General features: G+C 45.7%; 14 protein-coding genes. 8 read left to right on the forward strand and 6 right to left on the reverse strand.

Annotated elements, in window-relative coordinates; translation table 11 throughout:
- On the reverse strand, positions 1-1,926 hold a 1,926-nt coding region (locus ACTHMC_RS01965; protein WP_440410357.1), incomplete at its 3' end, for a hypothetical protein.
- A 449-nt stretch (positions 1,927-2,375) separates the two neighbouring features.
- On the opposite strand from ACTHMC_RS01965, the gene ACTHMC_RS01970 reads away from it, so the two are divergent.
- The 5 genes from ACTHMC_RS01970 to ACTHMC_RS01990 all read left to right on the forward strand — a co-directional run bounded on the left by ACTHMC_RS01970 (position 2,376) and on the right by ACTHMC_RS01990 (position 9,141).
- Positions 2,376-2,954, forward strand: a complete 579-nt coding sequence (locus ACTHMC_RS01970) for an RNA polymerase sigma factor (protein ID WP_440410359.1) — start codon at positions 2,376-2,378, stop codon at positions 2,952-2,954.
- A gap of 104 nt (positions 2,955-3,058) precedes the next feature.
- The gene (locus ACTHMC_RS01975; protein WP_440410361.1) at positions 3,059-4,042 is read left to right on the forward strand and encodes a FecR family protein; all 984 of its coding nucleotides are present in this window, start codon (positions 3,059-3,061) and stop codon (positions 4,040-4,042) included.
- 83 nt (positions 4,043-4,125) lie between these two features.
- Positions 4,126-7,551, forward strand: coding sequence for a carboxypeptidase-like regulatory domain-containing protein (locus ACTHMC_RS01980; protein ID WP_440410362.1), 3,426 nt, complete (start codon positions 4,126-4,128; stop codon positions 7,549-7,551).
- Between the two features lie 27 nt (positions 7,552-7,578).
- Positions 7,579-8,373 (forward strand): hypothetical protein, encoded by a 795-nt coding sequence (locus ACTHMC_RS01985; protein WP_440410364.1) that lies wholly within the window; start codon positions 7,579-7,581, stop codon positions 8,371-8,373.
- Positions 8,374-8,382: 9 nt separating this feature from the next.
- Complete coding sequence (locus ACTHMC_RS01990) at positions 8,383-9,141, forward strand: hypothetical protein (RefSeq protein WP_440410366.1); 759 nt, start codon at positions 8,383-8,385, stop codon at positions 9,139-9,141.
- Positions 9,142-9,292: 151 nt separating this feature from the next.
- Here the strand turns inward: ACTHMC_RS01990 and ACTHMC_RS01995 are convergent, their stop codons facing one another.
- The gene (locus tag ACTHMC_RS01995; protein ID WP_440410367.1) at positions 9,293-10,099 is read right to left on the reverse strand and encodes a phosphatase PAP2 family protein; all 807 of its coding nucleotides are present in this window, start codon (positions 10,097-10,099) and stop codon (positions 9,293-9,295) included.
- Between the two features lie 46 nt (positions 10,100-10,145).
- Positions 10,146-12,233 (reverse strand): LTA synthase family protein, encoded by a 2,088-nt coding sequence (locus tag ACTHMC_RS02000; RefSeq protein WP_440410369.1) that lies wholly within the window; start codon positions 12,231-12,233, stop codon positions 10,146-10,148.
- 125 nt (positions 12,234-12,358) lie between these two features.
- On the opposite strand from ACTHMC_RS02000, the gene ACTHMC_RS02005 reads away from it, so the two are divergent.
- From ACTHMC_RS02005 to ACTHMC_RS02015, 3 genes are read left to right on the forward strand one after another with little or no spacing between them, the layout of a single operon-like run.
- The gene (locus tag ACTHMC_RS02005) at positions 12,359-13,033 is read left to right on the forward strand and encodes a response regulator transcription factor (protein WP_440410371.1); all 675 of its coding nucleotides are present in this window, start codon (positions 12,359-12,361) and stop codon (positions 13,031-13,033) included.
- Complete coding sequence (locus tag ACTHMC_RS02010) at positions 13,030-14,073, forward strand: type IX secretion system histidine kinase PorY (RefSeq protein WP_440410373.1); 1,044 nt, start codon at positions 13,030-13,032, stop codon at positions 14,071-14,073. Before ACTHMC_RS02005 ends, ACTHMC_RS02010 begins: the two co-directional genes overlap by 4 nt.
- Positions 14,074-14,119: 46 nt before the next feature.
- A complete protein-coding gene (locus ACTHMC_RS02015; RefSeq protein ID WP_440410375.1) occupies positions 14,120-14,533 on the forward strand; it encodes an EamA family transporter in 414 nt (137 codons plus the stop codon).
- Positions 14,534-14,535: 2 nt separating this feature from the next.
- Here the strand turns inward: ACTHMC_RS02015 and ACTHMC_RS02020 are convergent, their stop codons facing one another.
- The 3 genes from ACTHMC_RS02020 to ACTHMC_RS02030 all read right to left on the reverse strand — a co-directional run.
- Positions 14,536-15,063 (reverse strand): PsbP-related protein, encoded by a 528-nt coding sequence (locus tag ACTHMC_RS02020; RefSeq protein WP_440410377.1) that lies wholly within the window; start codon positions 15,061-15,063, stop codon positions 14,536-14,538.
- Positions 15,064-15,172: 109 nt separating this feature from the next.
- Positions 15,173-15,943 carry a thioredoxin-like domain-containing protein gene (locus tag ACTHMC_RS02025; RefSeq protein WP_440410379.1) on the reverse strand — a complete coding sequence of 257 codons (771 nt, stop codon included), beginning with the start codon at positions 15,941-15,943 and terminating at the stop codon, positions 15,173-15,175.
- A gap of 17 nt (positions 15,944-15,960) precedes the next feature.
- Positions 15,961-16,665, reverse strand: a 705-nt coding sequence (locus ACTHMC_RS02030) for a RagB/SusD family nutrient uptake outer membrane protein (protein WP_440410380.1), incomplete at its 5' end; no start/stop codon positions are given.

Below are 16,665 nucleotides of genomic sequence, written 5' to 3' on the forward strand. Positions count from 1 at the left end.
ACCGGCGGGAGGTAATGCAAGCCTGCGGTAGTAGCGCGTTTCAGCCAATGAAGGAGGCGAGTAATCTTTCAAATTTCCTGCAGCACCGGCAATATTGGTCCAGGGACCCGAAGCTGAAGTGGAGGTCTGCCACTGATACCTGGCATTGATCTCTGGTTGAGTAATATTTACAGCAAGCCGGGTCAATGTAGGCATGGCGGATGAAGGCACAGAAACTTTGTTTCCTGTAATGGCCTGCGTAAAGCCGCCACCACAAATTGTCTGGCTTAAAGGAGCAAGATCATTCTGCGTAGGCAAGGCGGGGCATAACGCAAAGCTGACCATTTGTACCTCGGCGTTATTGGGAGTTCCGAGGATAGGCTCAGTAACAGGTATGTGATTAGTACCGGTATTCTGGTTAACTCCTGCAGTGTAGATCCTGTTGTTGGAAGCAGACAAAAACGTTTGCGCAACCGAAGTCCCCTGCCCCGTCAGCCTGTAAGTGCCATAAGTTAATTTCCCTTCAGGAGAATACACCGCCAGGTAGTTACCGCCATTTGTTAGCCGGGTAGTACCATCAGTGGTAACATGAGTGACTATATTAAGTGTGGAAGTCATGGAAATTGCCCTGCCTTCCAATACATCAAAGCCGAGTCCGTTGGCGGCAAGGCTCCTGATACCTCCAAAACAGGTAGCATACACATATTGTCCATTTGCAGGATTCATGCGTATGATATAAACTCCTCCTGTTGAGCCATCGGTTTCATTCACTGTAGCCTGCCCACTGAAGTCAGAACCATGCAACCAGACAGAACCGGAATTGAATTTGATGGGGGAAACAACGGCATCCGTGGTATGATGTAAGCCAGCTACGATTTTGCTGAACACAACCGCTCCTGCATTATTGAGTTTGGTTATGGTATGCCATCTTACTCCACCGGTGGAGGCGCTGCCATCAGTGGTGGGGAAATTCGTAGACAGCGTTAAGCCACCTACAAACACTTCTCCATTGTTTACAACAACACTTGGAGATCCTTCATTCAATGATCCGCCAATGATCGTTCTGAAAGAAGTACTACCATCAGCATTCAATTTCACAACGCCCCAGTCATTACCGCCAACATAGCCGTTTCCTGTAGTCACCTGGAAATTATTGACGGCTGTTACGTTTGTGGCCATGGCAACTATACCATTCTGTACTGCCAGCATATTGTTGGATGCAACAGCTGCAGAAGCAGATACGTTACCTGCATAGGTACTGTACACAGTAGCGCCACTGGCGGTCAGTTTAGTAATAGCCAGATCATATTGAACATTGAAAGCAGGACCTGTGGTAACAGGTATATCAGGAGAATTGGTAACATATAAAAGGTAAGCAAAACCATTTTCGGCTACGATGTCCAGTCCGCTTTGATCCTGACCGGACCCACCCTGGTAAGAAAGGGTTTGAGTAGCACCCGTATTGGCATCCAGCACCTGATAGATAATGTCAGATGTACCTCCGTGATATGTACTGCCATCAGTAGTAGGCAGATTAGTTATAGAAGTAGAAGCAATACCAAAGAGCTTGCCATTTTCATAAACAACTTTGGATAAAGCCAGCGGCTGACCAGTGGAGGTTGTCATGTAACGGCTCCATACAATGCCGCCGTTGGCGGAGAACTTAAAGAGTATCTGTTTGTTGCCGGTAGCATTCGGTGTACCTGCAATAGTGGGCGCAAAAGATACAGGAACAGCGGCAAACGATGCCAACATATAGCCATTGCCGGCATCATCTGTGGCAAGGCCTGTAGCAACATCGGCACCGGCACTGGTAAATTGCCTGCTATAGTTCACATAAGCCTGACCGTAAGTTTTCGTTGCAAATAAAACAGATAAGAAGAAAGGAATGATCAGGAGCTTTTGCTTCCACAGCAATAGCCCCGTTCGCGGGTAGTGTTGTTTCATTTTTTGGACTTATTATATTTTTTAGAGGATATAAGATACCTGTGATGGCTATTTTGGATACCCATCAGCGGAAAGCAATCAGTAAAATGATGTGTCGAAACACAGGATGTACGAATGAAAAGGGGGGACGAAATGCTTCATTACCGTCCTATTTGAATTACTAAGCAAATAATTACAAAAAAGATATAATCCATGTAAGACTACTTCTAAGTTTATGTAGTAGGTCAACTACATCATGCCGCAATAACGGCATTCGCGTCAGTTTTTGCCAGCTGCCCATAATCACTACACTGGCCGCAAAGTCTGCTTACTACAGTAAATATCCTACTCAATTATAAATACAAAATTGTATACGCTCCCTTAACTTTCACATAATACTGCCCAACTAACTTCGCACCGTTTCAACCATTGTTCCGTAACTCTTACCCCAATGGTGAAGAGCAGCAGTTATGAATCATAACGTAGAAAACGGCATCGCGGAATGGCAACTGATCAGGCAGGGCAACCGTGTTGCCTTCGACCGCGTGTATCATCTGTACGTATCTCAACTGTTTGCACTGGCTTACAAACATATCCCCAGCCGCTCCGATGCGGAAGACATCGTTCAGGAAGTTTTCCTGGAGATCTGGGAAAAGAGAAACGAGATCACCATCCACTCTTCTCTCTTCAATTATCTGTACAGCACTACCCGATATAAAGTTCTCCGCTTCATCAAAACCAGCAGCACCCGTCCGGAAAGCCTCTACCTCTTCCAGGAATTACTCGAAAAATATTCTTTGCCGGAAGAGCACAGTGACGCCATGATCCGTTCCATCAACAGCTCAGTGACCACTGCTATCGAAGACCTGCCCGAGCAGATGAAAAAAGTTTACCTGCTGAATACCGAAGAAGGAATGAGTGTAACTGCCATCGCCGATCAGCTGCAACTTGCTCCCCAGACCGTCCGGAATCATCTTTCCAAAGTGCGCAAACGCCTGTACGCAGTGGTTTACAGGTTGGCCTCCGTTTTATTTTCCGCGCTTCCCTGATCAGCTCTATGTTACCAAATCATTAAGCCGCCTTTTCAAAGTAGTTGACTTTACTTCTTTCTGCACTATTCTGTTGAGGGAGGTTGAAAACACCTTTAGCAATTATGAAAACAGCGCAACGCTTCAGCGAATTAGTGGAAAAATTTCTAGAAGGCAACTGCACACCGCAGGAGAAAACCATTATGGAACTCTGGTTCGAAAAAGGTGGAGACATCACTAAGAACGACCTGTGGCTCAGTGAAACGGACAGGATGCATTTGCTGGAAAAGATTCATGCATCACAGGACTCCCGGAAGCCGCTACGCAGCAACAAATTACGCATATTGTTTTCCGGCTGGCGCGCAGCAGCCGTATGGATGGCCGTGCTTTCCACAGCAGGCCTCGCCGCCTGGAAGACCGGCATCTTCAGACCTCATTTCTCCAATAATGAAACTCAGCTTGCCTACCAGATCCTTCAAACCGGCAAAGGCGAGGTAAAACATTATCGCTTACCAGACAATTCTGAAATAACGCTCAATGCCAACTCCAAACTGGAATACCATCCCGACTTCGCTACACACCGGCAGATCCGTTTACATGGAGAAGCCCTTTTTATAGTAACTCATGATAAAAAACATCCGTTCACAGTAAATACGAATGATAGTCTCGCTACCACCGTCCTCGGCACCCGCTTCAATATCCAGAGCTATGATAAAAATCAGGAAACCCGCATCACCGTTGTTTCCGGCGTGGTAGCCGTAAACAGGCTGAACCAAACCCTCGACACGCTTACCAGATCTGAAGCCATCCGCTATAAAAAAGACACACGCTCATTTACCATTTCCCATGATGTACATACGGAAAGTGTAACCGGCTGGACCCGCGGAGAATGGGACTATGAAAACCTCCGCTTCAGCGACCTCGCCATCCTCTTACAAAACCACTATGGAATTACTGTAACAAGCCGGAAGAATACAGCACTGCTGCAAACCGGCGTCAGCGTGAACTTCAACAAAAGACAAACAGCCAAAGATATTCTCGGAGTATTCTGCTCTTTCGCAGGATGCAGCTTCAGGGAAACAAACACTACAACAATCGAAATCCAGTAATCCTATCCAAAGCAAAAGCCCTGCTGTAACAGGGCCGATGCCATTCTTTCATTGTTTAAAACAACAAAAAGCAAAGCAAATTTATGTTACCAAGATGGTTGCAACAACCCCTCAGGCGATTATTTATCCTGACAGCCCTGTTATTTGTACTGATGCCCGGCATCGCCCTTGCACAGGATGCCCGATTCAGCATTCAGATCGAAGCCGGCAGTCTTGAACAGGCATTGATCAAATTAAGGAAATCCACCGGTAGCAGCATCGCCTACACCAAAGAGGAGATGCAGGGCGTATCGGTACCGTCATCTCTTCATAACAACAAAACTGTTGAACAGATTCTGCAGGAATTGCTTTCGCACAACGGTTTTGTGATTGAAAAAAGAGGCATAGCCTGGTTCGTTAAAAAAGGAAACGACAAACCTGCATCCGCCCCAAAGAGAGAGCCCGGCCGCATTTCCGGAAAGTTGCTGGATGAAGAAACGGGCCAACCCATTCCGGACGTATCCATCCGCATCGGAAACAAAGGCGTAACCAGCGATGCAGATGGAAATTTCACCCTCACACTCCCTGCCGGGAAATATGAAGCGGAAATATCCAGCATCGGATATGGTAAAAAGATTATTACGGATGTTGAGCTGAAAGACAACCATAATTTTGAATTGAACATTACCCTGAAAAGAGAAAAGAATACGCTCGAAGGTGTTACCGTCCGTTCCTCCGTTCGCAGGGAAAGCACGGCTGCATTGTACACCCGCCAGAAAAATGAAGCAGGTATCAGCAATGGCATCAGCCGCGAACAGATCTCCGCTCTCCCGGATAAAAGCATCGGCGAAACCCTGAAACGTATTTCAGGCGTAAGCACCAACGATAACCGCCGCGTGGTGGTTCGTGGTATCGCAGAACGCTACAATGTAGCCATGATGGATGGCGCAACCCTCCCCAGCACAGACGTGCAGGTGCGCGACTTTGAATTCGATATCATTCCCAGCAACCTGGTAGATAACGTGATAGTAAGCAAAACAGCTACGCCCGATATGAGCTTCGGCTTTGGTGGCGGCCTGGTGCAGATCAATACCATGGGCATTCCCAATAATAACTTCACTACTTTCAGCGCTGGCGCAAAATACGTGAAAGGAAGTACCGGAAAGGACTTTCTGGGATACGGCCGCGGCAGGAGCGACTACCTGGGATTTGATGACGGTAGCAGGAACCACTTCCCCAAAGAATTGCACATCTTCGATCTGCAGAACTACAAACCCACTGATCCATACAATTACCAGCCACCTGCAGGTGTTCAGAAGATCACTGTTGAAATGATCGCTGCACAGAACAAAAAGATCGGTGGACTGGAAAGACTGGGAACCCGCACTTACAGTGCAGCACCCGGACAGAACTACCAGTTCAGCCTGGGCCGCAACTACAATGTGGGTAAAAACAGGTTCGGATTTGTTGGTAGCGTAAGCTACCGCAATGAACAGTCTATCGATGACATGATTGAATTCGAGCGTGGCCAGTTCAACAGGCTGAACGCTACAAAATATTCCGTTGAAACAGGAAAACCAGTTGATCAGAACCTCGCCAAACAATATAATTTCACTACCACCTGGGGAGCACTTCTGAATGTTGGATGGAGCAGCAAAAACCATAAGATCACAGCGCGTAATTTTTACTCGAGGGTTTTTGCCAACCAGTTCTTCCGCGTTGCCGGATGGGGCGAAGACCTTGGATTTGGATCAGATTCTGCAATCCGTGAATATGATCGTCCTAAATTCATCGATCTCCTGCAGAACAGGATCAATGGAGAACATAGCTTCGGTAATTTCAAATTCGAGTGGAGTGCAGCCCGCAACAAAGTCACCAACCATGAGCAGGATGCAACAGAAGCCTGGCTGGGCCCAAACACCACAGTGAATGGAAAATTCTATAACTACTCCCCAGCCCTCACCACGCAGCCTGGCGTTGGTCCACTGAACCGCTCAGAATATAAATATGAAGAGACCAATTACCTGGCAGATGCTTCCCTCAGCTACAAAATGAATACCGGTAAGCTGGCCCAGACCGTAAAAGCAGGTTATCAATACCTGAATAAAAAAGGAGACTACTTCTGGAATATCCTCCCCATCGGAGTTGCCAACGGCTTAAGCTCCACCTACAGCTATCAGCAGATCCAGTTCTGGAAAATGGATTTTGCCAACCCACTGAACGATCCTTACTATTATCCTGCCGACTTCAGCGCCAACAACTATTCAGGAAAGAACAACAACCAGGCTTTATTTGCCATGATGGACAACCGCTTCACCAGCTGGTTGCGCCTGGTATGGGGCTTCAGGGCTGAATATTATAAATACGAAAAAATCAAGGATGCAGCAGCAGAGAGAATTGCGCAAAGTCTCCTGCAGAACCTCGACAAACAAAAATATATAGACCCGGTTACAGGCAACCTGGTACACCAGACCATCGATGCCAGTGCAGAAGAAAAGAAATGGCAGTACATGCCATCGGCCAACCTTACCATTACCCCGCTTAAGAATTTCAATATCCGCTTATCGGCAGCAAAATCAGCTATCAGGCCTTCCCTGATAGAGAACTCCAGCTTTGCCCGCTTCAATTATCTCTATGGCAGGCTGCAACGCAACACAGGCGTAGTATCTACCATCATCAATCACTATGACTTCAGGATGGAATGGTATCCAGGCTCAGGGGAAGTGATCTCTGCCGGTTATTTCAGAAAGCATTTCAAGAACCCGGTGGAAATGTATATGGATATTACCACCACCAGTGGCGCCGTTGAATTACTGACTGCCAACTCCGAATATGCAGATGTTGACGGCCTTGAATTTGACCTGCGCAAGAACCTGGGCTTTATCAGCAAAAGCACCAGGTTCCTGGAAGACCTTTGGTTCAGCAGCAATCTTACCCTGCAACGTTCAGAGGTACAGGCCAGCGCTTTCCGCTACGGAACTGTAGGTGGCGGCAAGGATAACAATGGAGTTTCTTATGCATACCGTTATAAAACATTGCTGAGAGAAAAACGTCCGCTTTACGGACAGGTGCCCGTATTGTACAATTTCGGACTGCAATACACTGGTGACCGGCTGGGAATGAATATTGCGTTCAATCATTCGGGTTATAAAACATTCACTGTAGGTATGCGCCCCGACTTCTCGGAGTTTGAGCGCCCCCGTAACCAGATGGATGCCCAGATAAGCTACAAGTTCACCAGGAACAGGAAAATAGAAGCCAGGCTGAACATAAGCAACCTCACCAACAGCCCTTATCGCTTTTTCATCAACTCACAGCAAACCTTTCAAACGAAACCCGGAGCAGATATCATGACCATGAGAGAATGGTCCGATGTATACGAATGGAAAGAAGGTTTCTCCAACAAATACGAGGCAGGCACCTTTGAAGTTGATCCTGATGGGAAACTACAAAGACGCATCGGCGATATCAATACCCTCACCCGCAAGGTTGGTTCCTCTTTCAGTCTGACCGTATCCTACAATCTTTAAAAATTGTTCTGCTAAATCAAGCATATCATGAAACATTACAAACTAATACCGGCCTTCCTGAGCACAGCCATCATGCTGCTGTCGGCCTGTAATAAAGGAATGAACGATTACTTCTACAAAACGGATAATCTTGCTATAGCCTTAAAAGGGTATAATGGAAGCACAGAAGCCCTGGAAATAAGACTGGACACCTCAAGGTATCCGCATGAACTGGCAGCTTCCAATCCATTTCAACTCTCTTCTGCCTATACATTTTATGATAATCAGAAAAACTCAGTAAGGCTATCCGTTACTGAAAAGAGCTCCGGAAAACTGGTACTGGAAAAAGAACTGAAAAAAGAAGACGGTCCCGCACAGGTGAACTTCCTGTATATGGATGGAAAAGTAAGCGCATGGCCCGATAAACCCGTCACAGAACCGGAGAAGATCAAGATCATGTATATGTTCATACCTCAGATCACCAATTACAGTGAGCCGGTAGATATCTGCTTCGGAAAATACTTTGCCACACCACAGGTATTTGAGGAAATAACAAGGATAAAAAGCCTGAAACCTTACGAGTTCAGCGAACCGGCCGTTTTCCCCACCTTCTCTACTGCAAGGCAGGAATACAATGGTGTAATGACCACCGTTTCATTTGTTGTCCGCATATTCAAAGCGGGTACCAATATCCCATACATCGATGGAACGGAATACACCTGGCATCCCATTAACTCAACCGCTCCCAAACCTCCTGCCGGTACGGCATCTTCCAAAATGTACATTTTCAATGAACAACTTTCAGGTAATATCATGAGATTTTATACCAGAGTGGACCAATAAAACAACCCCATGAAAAAGATCATCAAAAAAATACAACAATTGGGATTATACTCCCTCCTGCTGGCCGGTCTCAGCGCCTGCAATAAAAACGCTGATGTTTCCAAAGCCATCAATATCCAGATCAAAGGCTTCAACGTAAGCAGCTCACCACTGGAAATTTCCATTGACACTGTTGTGTACCGGGATTTTAAAGTAGCTGCCAATACGGAAGTGGACTTCAGTAAAGTGTTTGTTTATCCATCAGCTACAAACGAAGTTTCGCTCAGTATCAAAGATGCAAATTCAGGCAAGGAGGTTTTTCAGCAGCAGGTAACGCTGAACACCAGTGAGATCGAGCGCTTCTACCAGTTTGTATTGCTCAATGGCAAGCAGCTGGAATTGAAACCACCAGCGGCTGACCCTGCTACCAACAAAATCGGATTCTATATCCATTATCCGGCCAGCAACGACCCGATAGATGTTTACATGCAGAACAATGAAGGGCAAATCGTGTACCTGGCTAAGAATATTACTCCCTCTACCTGGGTTTATGCAGATTATAACGGGCATGAAGGCTTCAATAATCCCAATGCCAATTACGATATCTATTTCACCAAAGCAGGCACCACGGATGTATGGGCTTTCAACGACGATCAATATATGAGCAAGAGCTCTGAAGATAGCTGGCTCATTCCTCAGAATGGTGTGAAGGGACGTGTTTGTTCTTATTTTATTACTCCCGGTACTGTTGACCTCAGGGCGGTAAGACTGTTCAGCGTTCCGAAATAAATCAGTTATCAGATGTATCTGGAGGGGTTGACCTTGTATGGTCTACCCCTTTTTTATTCAGGTTCCCGGCGCTCGCATTTGCACTGATCCGGAACCTGTGTTCTGGCCATTGCTTGCTTCCCGCCACAGAAAAACATCAACGGCTAAGCGATTAGAACTGGTGAACAAGAGACAATCCCACCACACCCTGGTTATAAAAAGGAGCCGCAATGGTAGCGCTCCTTTTATCGCTGTCCTTTACAAAGATCCTTTTCACGGTGGGATACAGGTAATAAGCAAGGTCGGTAGACAGGATGCCGATACCAGCGCCCGCCACCACATCACTCAGCCAGTGTTTATTATTGTACATCCGGAGATACCCGGTAGTGAATGCCACTGCGTAACCCGCTACCCCATACCAGGGAGAAACATTTTTATATTCCAGTCGAAGGAACTCGGCGCCTGCAAATGCATTGGCTGTATGCCCGGAGGGAAATGAAAAATTATTGGAACCATCGGGCCTTACCTGGCTGCTGAACTTTTTAGTCACAAATACCGCGGAGCTCATAATGGCGGAGCTCAGCCCATAAATGATAGTACGGTCCCCGAAATTGTGCTCTCCCTTGATGCCAAGTGCATTCAGACCGTACACCGCTGCTGCCGGTGCCCATTGCAGGTAATTATCTATTTTCAATCTTTTGTGATCCCGCTCCGTCCACAATTCTTCCTTTACTTCTTTATTTAAGTTCTTCAACTCTTCATTGCCGATACTGGTAGCGCCATAAGCAATGAGAACACCCGGCAGGATCAGTTTACGGACAGGAAAAACTCTTGTAGGGGCAGGCAGGCTGTTATCCAATTTCAGTGTAATGCTGTCATTCGGCAATCTGAGTGTATTTGTATCTGAACCTGGATCCTGAGCATTGGCAACAACTGTTGCCATCAACAGCATGAGCAATAAACCCACGGATACTTTCATGAAATGTCTCTTTTTTTAATCAATAAAGTGCAGGTAGAGTTTTAGCTCATTCAGTTTGTTTGTGTTGTTTAAGTAACCAGCTGATGGTCTGGTAATATGCAATAGCCTGATTCACCAATGAGTCGGTTGGTTTCTCCACACTGGCATTACCGGTGGAATAATCAGGCGTGTATTGCCTGATCTGTTTAACAGGTGATTGAATCACCAGTTTTCCATTCCGCAGATAACCCAATCCCTGGTAAGTACTGATAAAGGCACGTTGTTTCTCCGGAGGAGTATTCAGCACATCCTGCCCAAAGAATTTTGACCGGTATGTCAGCTTCAGCAAACCGAGGATAGTAGGCCCAACATCGATCTGTGCTGTCAATGAATTGACCTGCTGCGGTTGTAATATCCGGGGAGCATAGATCAGCATTGGGATATGATAACCTGTCACCGGTAATTCAACACTTCCCGCACTGCCTGCACAATGATCTGCCACTATCACAAAAATGGTACTGTCGAACCACTTCTTTGTACTGGCTTCCTGCAGAAATTTATTGATGGAATAGTCTGTATATTTTACTGCTCCTTCCCTGATCTGGCTGGATGGAGGAATATCTATCCGGCCTTCGGGATAAGTGTAGGGCCGGTGGTTACTCACGGTCATGATATGACTGAAGAATGGCTTTCCATTTGCGCTGTTGGAATCCAGCACATGCAAGGCCAGTGTGAACAGGTCTTCATCAGCCACACCCCAGATATTCTGGTAATGTTGTTGGCCCATAGGAATAGCGGATCTGTCGATCACCTCATATCCATTATTCCCGAAGAAAGTTTTCATATTATCGAAGTAACTGTATCCGCCATACAGGTATTGCGTGATATATCCCTGCTTACGCAACACACTGCCCAAAGAAAACAGTCCGCCATTATCCGGCCGCTTCACAATGCTCTGCCCAGGCGTAGGCGGAATGGAAAGCGATAAGGCCTCCAATCCTCTTACAGTTCTTGTTCCGGATGAATACAGATTGGTAAAGAACAGACTTTTACCGGCCAGCGAATCCAGGTATGGCGTGACATTCCGGGTATTCCCAAAAAACTTCATAAAATCAGCACTCAGGCTTTCCACACTGATCAATACCACATTCAGTTTCCTTTCAGGCTCACTGTAAGATATATCCCGCTCGATACTAAAAGGATCATTACTTACGAAATGGCTATTGGGAGTTTGCAATTGTTGACGAAGCACTTCAAATGCCTTACTGTCAGGAATGGTCTGGTAAAATTTAAAGAAGTCGAGCTCATTCTGCGTAAACGCAACAGCAAACTCATATAGGCCATTCCCCGCCAGCGAATTGGCGTATTCATTCTTACTGAAATGCCGCCATTTTTCTTTGATGACATAGAGCATGAGCACAGGGAGCAAAAGAAGGCCAACCGATAACACAGTCCTTTTCAAAAAAGATAAAGGGAGCAATACGCTATTGCGGATATACTGCCTTACACCTATAGTTATCAGAACTGCCAGGAGCACCAGCACGGTCAATATCAGGCCAAGCGGATATGACTCCGAAATATTACCGAGCACCTCCGTGGTGTACACCAGGTAATCCACTGCAATAAAATTATACCGTGTTGAAAACTCCTGCCAGAAAAACCATTCACTCACCGCATTCAGCAGCAACAGAAAAACCACTAAAGTAAATCCTGCATACAGTACAGCCTTGCGCCACTGGATCCGGAAACGGTAAGGCAGAAAATATAGCGTTAAATAAATAATGAACCGGAGTGCGATATATCCAACCAGTGCGTCATGCAACTCAGGGCTAAAATCTTTCGGCACAATGCCTGTAAACAGCAACATCGCCAGCACACCAACAAAAAACATGCAGGTAAATGGAAATACCTTTTTCAGGTAGATAAAGTCATTCTGCAACCACAATTGCAGCACAAAAGGGATAATCACAATAGCTCCTACGGTCAGGTCAAATAACAAACCGATAACAAAAGAGGTGATACCCTGGGCAAAAGAAACACCCGAATGACCCGTGCTCAGCAAAAGCGCCATCCGCGTTATAACCGAAATGGTTACGAATAAAACCGCCACTATCCAAACAAGGGAAAACCTGCTGCGGAAAACACCCTTAGCCATGAAATATTATTGTTGAATTACAAACCTGACATGGAATTCTGTAGAAATTCTGTAGCTCAAATCCGTAAATTGCAGTAGATGTTCCTGTTCAGAATCTGCTCAGAATTCCATCAATACATTTGCTAATGAAAATTTTGGTCATTGAAGATGAGGCTACCCTGGCACAAAGCATCGGAGCTTACCTGTCTGACGAGAACTACCTCTGTGAATTTGCAGGCACTTTCCGGGAAGCCATGGATAAAATAGATGTTTTCGATTATGATTGTATCGTGCTGGATCTGATGTTGCCCGGGGGTGATGGCCTGAAGATCCTGGAAGAAATAAAAAAGGAAAATAAGCAGGATGGGGTGATCATCATTTCCGCGAAGAACTCGCTGGAAGACAAAATAAAAGGATTGAAGATCGGCGCCGATGACTATCTCACAAAGCCCTTTCACCTCTCAGAACTGGCAGTCCGCATTTACTCGATCATCAGGCGCAAGCAATTCGGTAACGTGAACATCATTGAGCAGAATGAGCTTAAGATCAACCTGCCTGGAAAAACAGTCACCGTAAATGACCAGCCCGTTTCCCTCACCCGCAAAGAATTTGACCTGCTCCTGTATTTTATCAGCAACAAGAACAAAGTGATCTCCAAGAGCGCACTGGCAGAACACCTTTCAGGAGAAATTGCCGATATGTTCGACAATTACGATTTCGTGTACGTACATATCAAGAATCTGAAAAAGAAATTGCAGGAAGCGGGCTGCGACAAATATCTAAAGACCCTTTATGGCTCAGGGTATAAATGGGAAATATGACAAAACTCCTTAACCGGTCGCTCCAAAGACTTGCTGTATATGCAGGGCTGGTACTGGTCTGCAGTATACCTGTATATTATTTCATACTCAGCAGGCTCTGGCAGTATGAACTGGATGAGCACAATATAGTGCTCACCAAAGAAGCCGACCGTGAGGACTCCTATCTCATCATACTCATCCTTACCTCACTGACTGTTTTATTCTTTGCCTTGATGCTGACGGGATTTATCCTGCTGAACAGGAGGATCTCCAAAGATCTGTGGAAGCCTTTTTACAACAGCCTTGCGCAGATCAGAACCTTTGACCTGAACAGGCACAATAAAATAAGCTTTGAAGCCTCCGACATCGATGAATTCGATGAGCTGAACCACAGCCTTGATAAACTCATCGGCAGCAGTGTGGCAGCATACAACCAGCAAAAAGAATTCGCAGACAATGCTTCTCATGAACTGCAGACACCGCTGGCCATCATTCAGTCCAAACTGGACCTGCTGCTGCAAAGCAAATCGCTGACCAGTGAACAATATAACATCATTGAAGATGCGCTGAAAGCCTCTGCCAGAGTGGCCCGTATCAATAAGAACCTGTTGCTGCTTACCAAGATAGAGAACAGTCAGTTCATGGAAAAAGAACAGATCAACCTTTCTGCATTGCTGCGAAACGCGATAACTGTTTTCTCCAATTTCACTGAAGACAAATACCTTGTACAGGAAACGCAGATCACTGAAAATGTTTTTGTTGAAGGCAATCAGTTACTCGTTGAGATCCTGGTGAATAACCTGCTCACCAATGCCATCCGCTATAGCCCCGTTAACGGCACCATTACCACAACATTGAGAAATAACAGCCTTATGATCTCCAATGCAGGAACAACACCATTGAACCAGGAGCAGTTGTTCAAACGATTCGGGACCAGTTCAACGCAAACACCGGGAACCGGACTGGGACTGGCTTTGGTGAAACAGATCAGCAGCAGGTATGGCTGGCGTATTGAATATTCATTCAATATTGATCAGCACGTATTCTCTTTATACTTCTAGTTCAGTATTCCGGCTGGGCTACAGTTATAAATTCTAATTTTGTGGGATGTGGAAATACTATGCCGTTCTCTCAGCTGTATTCGCCGGTATTACGGCCATACTGGCTAAAATGGGACTGAAGGGTATCAGTGGAAACCTGGCCACTGCTGTCAGAACCACCGTTGTGCTGTTCATTGCCTGGGGCATTGTACTGGCGATGGGACAATGGAAAGAAATAAAAGTACTCAGCAAGCAGAATCTGATGTTCCTGGTGTTTTCCGGTGTGGCCACCGGGCTCTCCTGGATCTTTTATTTCAAAGCACTTGAAACGGGGCCCGTATCCAAAGTGGCCCCTATCGATAAACTCAGTGTGGCTATTGCTATCGGGTTATCAGTGCTGATCCTCAAAGAGCCGGTTGACTGGAAAACAGTCACCGGCGCAGCACTCATTGTTGCCGGCAGCTTCATCTTGATAAGATAGTATTATTGCAGCTTGAAAGAGTTCATTATTTTAACGCCCGTTTCTTCATATTTTTCATACTTATCAGCTTCTGTTACCAGGGTAACCACAAATGCCTTCTCATCCGAAATGAAATAATACTGCAGTGTCTTCAGGCTAAATATTCCCTGCCTTCCAGTGTAGTGCAGCCGGTGAAATTCCTGTCCATTTACAGAAATCCTTTTGCTTTCCAGCACCTGGCCATCAGTAATAATGGTTTTGATCTGCCCTTCGGAAATTTCAGCATACCGATCAAGATTAATGCTCATTCCTTTCAGGTCCTGCACCATTATGTTTACATTTTCACTGAACTTATCAGTCTCGTTGTCTTTCGGAGAAAAGAAAAATGCATCAGAGCCTAACAACTTTGAAGTATCCAATTTCCAGTCAGAAGGATAATTGATAGAATATTTGGCTTTACTGAAACTCTTCCAGGCAGCAGTATCAGGAAGGTTTTGGGCAATTACGCAACAAGGGATAGCGACAAAAAGTAAAATGGTGATTGTTTTCATAAGAAGCATGAAGTAAAGAGGAATTATTGACATTTTCAAGCATACAGCTAAAAAAACGGGAGCCTTTTCAGAACTCCCGTTTACTGACTATATATGCCTTAACCTGAAATTACCTGAATATCTCGTTCAGCTTCTCTTCCAGCGTTTCTCCCCGCAGGTTCTTCGCAATGATAACCCCATCAGGACCGATCAGCAGATTCTGAGGAATTGACCGGATATCATACTGCACAGCCACTTCATTCTTCCAGCCTTTCAGATCACTTACATGGATCCATGGCATGCCATCCTGATTAATGGCGGACAGCCATCTTTCTTTATTATTGTCCAGCGACACAGCCAGGATTTCAAACCGGCGGTCTTTGAATTTATTATAGGCCTTCAATACATTGGGATTTTCAGCGCGGCAGGGACCGCACCAGCTGGCCCAGAAATCCAGCAATACGTATTTGCCTTTCAGAGAAGATAATTTCAGTGATTGTCTATTAATATCTTCCTGTTCAAACTTCAGGTGCGCTGTCTGCTTCCACAACAGGTTAAGGTCATCCTGTATTTTTCCACCAGTGATAACCGCCTTTTTTACATCCGGTCCTTTGATGCTGATATTCCCCGGCTCCAGGTAAAATTCTACACCATCGATGGAAGCCTGGCCTGCCAGCTTCACCACCAGCATGGCTTTCTCAGCCTGATCAACAGTGCCTGTAAAATTGAAACTTCCATCAGTTGTTTTTGCAGAATCAGAAAAATGCTGTTGCTGCTTTTCGTAATACAGGAATATGGTGGCTTTTGTAACAGCTGAAAATTTTCCTTTTATTGTAAACGCCTGCTGAGCTGCTACCAGAAGTGGACTGGTAGCCAGCATGGCCAGCAATATTCTTTTCATACCTGATGTATTGTGATTTACTGATACCCCTCGTTCTGCTTGAGAAAGGGATTGTTGATAATATCGGTTTGAGGTAATGGCAGTAAGAGCCAGTTCTTTTCCCAGGTGCCGCCTTTGAGAGGTGTGATAACGCTCATCACTTCTTCAGCGCGTGTGATTGCCGGATTATTCTTTCCAGGCCACCGTTTCAGGTCAAACCAGCGATGGCCCCATTCGGTGAAAAGCTCCAGTCTTTTTTCGCGCTCCAATACCCCCATTGCAGTTTCTTTTGTGGAGGCAGTGGTATCACCGAGACTTGCACGGAATCTAACTTTATTGATATCACCGATTCCGTCTTCTATCTTCTCCTGCCGGATCCTGGCTTCTGCGCGGATCAGGAATACTTCTCCCATCCTCATTACAACAGGATATTCCTGTACCGTGGACAAACCAAAAACATCTGTCTTGTATTTGAAAGGGAAATAATAAGTCTTTCCTGAAACGGTCATTGACTCCAGCCACTGTAATTTTCTTTTATCGTTGGCGGCAAATTCATTTACAATGCTGTCGCTTAAATAATTACTTAGATCATATCTTGAGCTTTGTGGCGGGAGCCCGTACGCTTTCAACACTGCCGGATTATAATGCCCGCCATCACCGGTAAAAACGGATGTGATGCCCGCAGCCACTGCTCCATATGCAGGTGCAAAGTTCCAGAGCACTTCGGCCGAGCCAGGTTGTCT

Origin of the sequence: Pseudobacter sp. (assembly GCF_051955275.1) — a bacterium.
Classification (GTDB): domain Bacteria; phylum Bacteroidota; class Bacteroidia; order Chitinophagales; family Chitinophagaceae; genus Pseudobacter.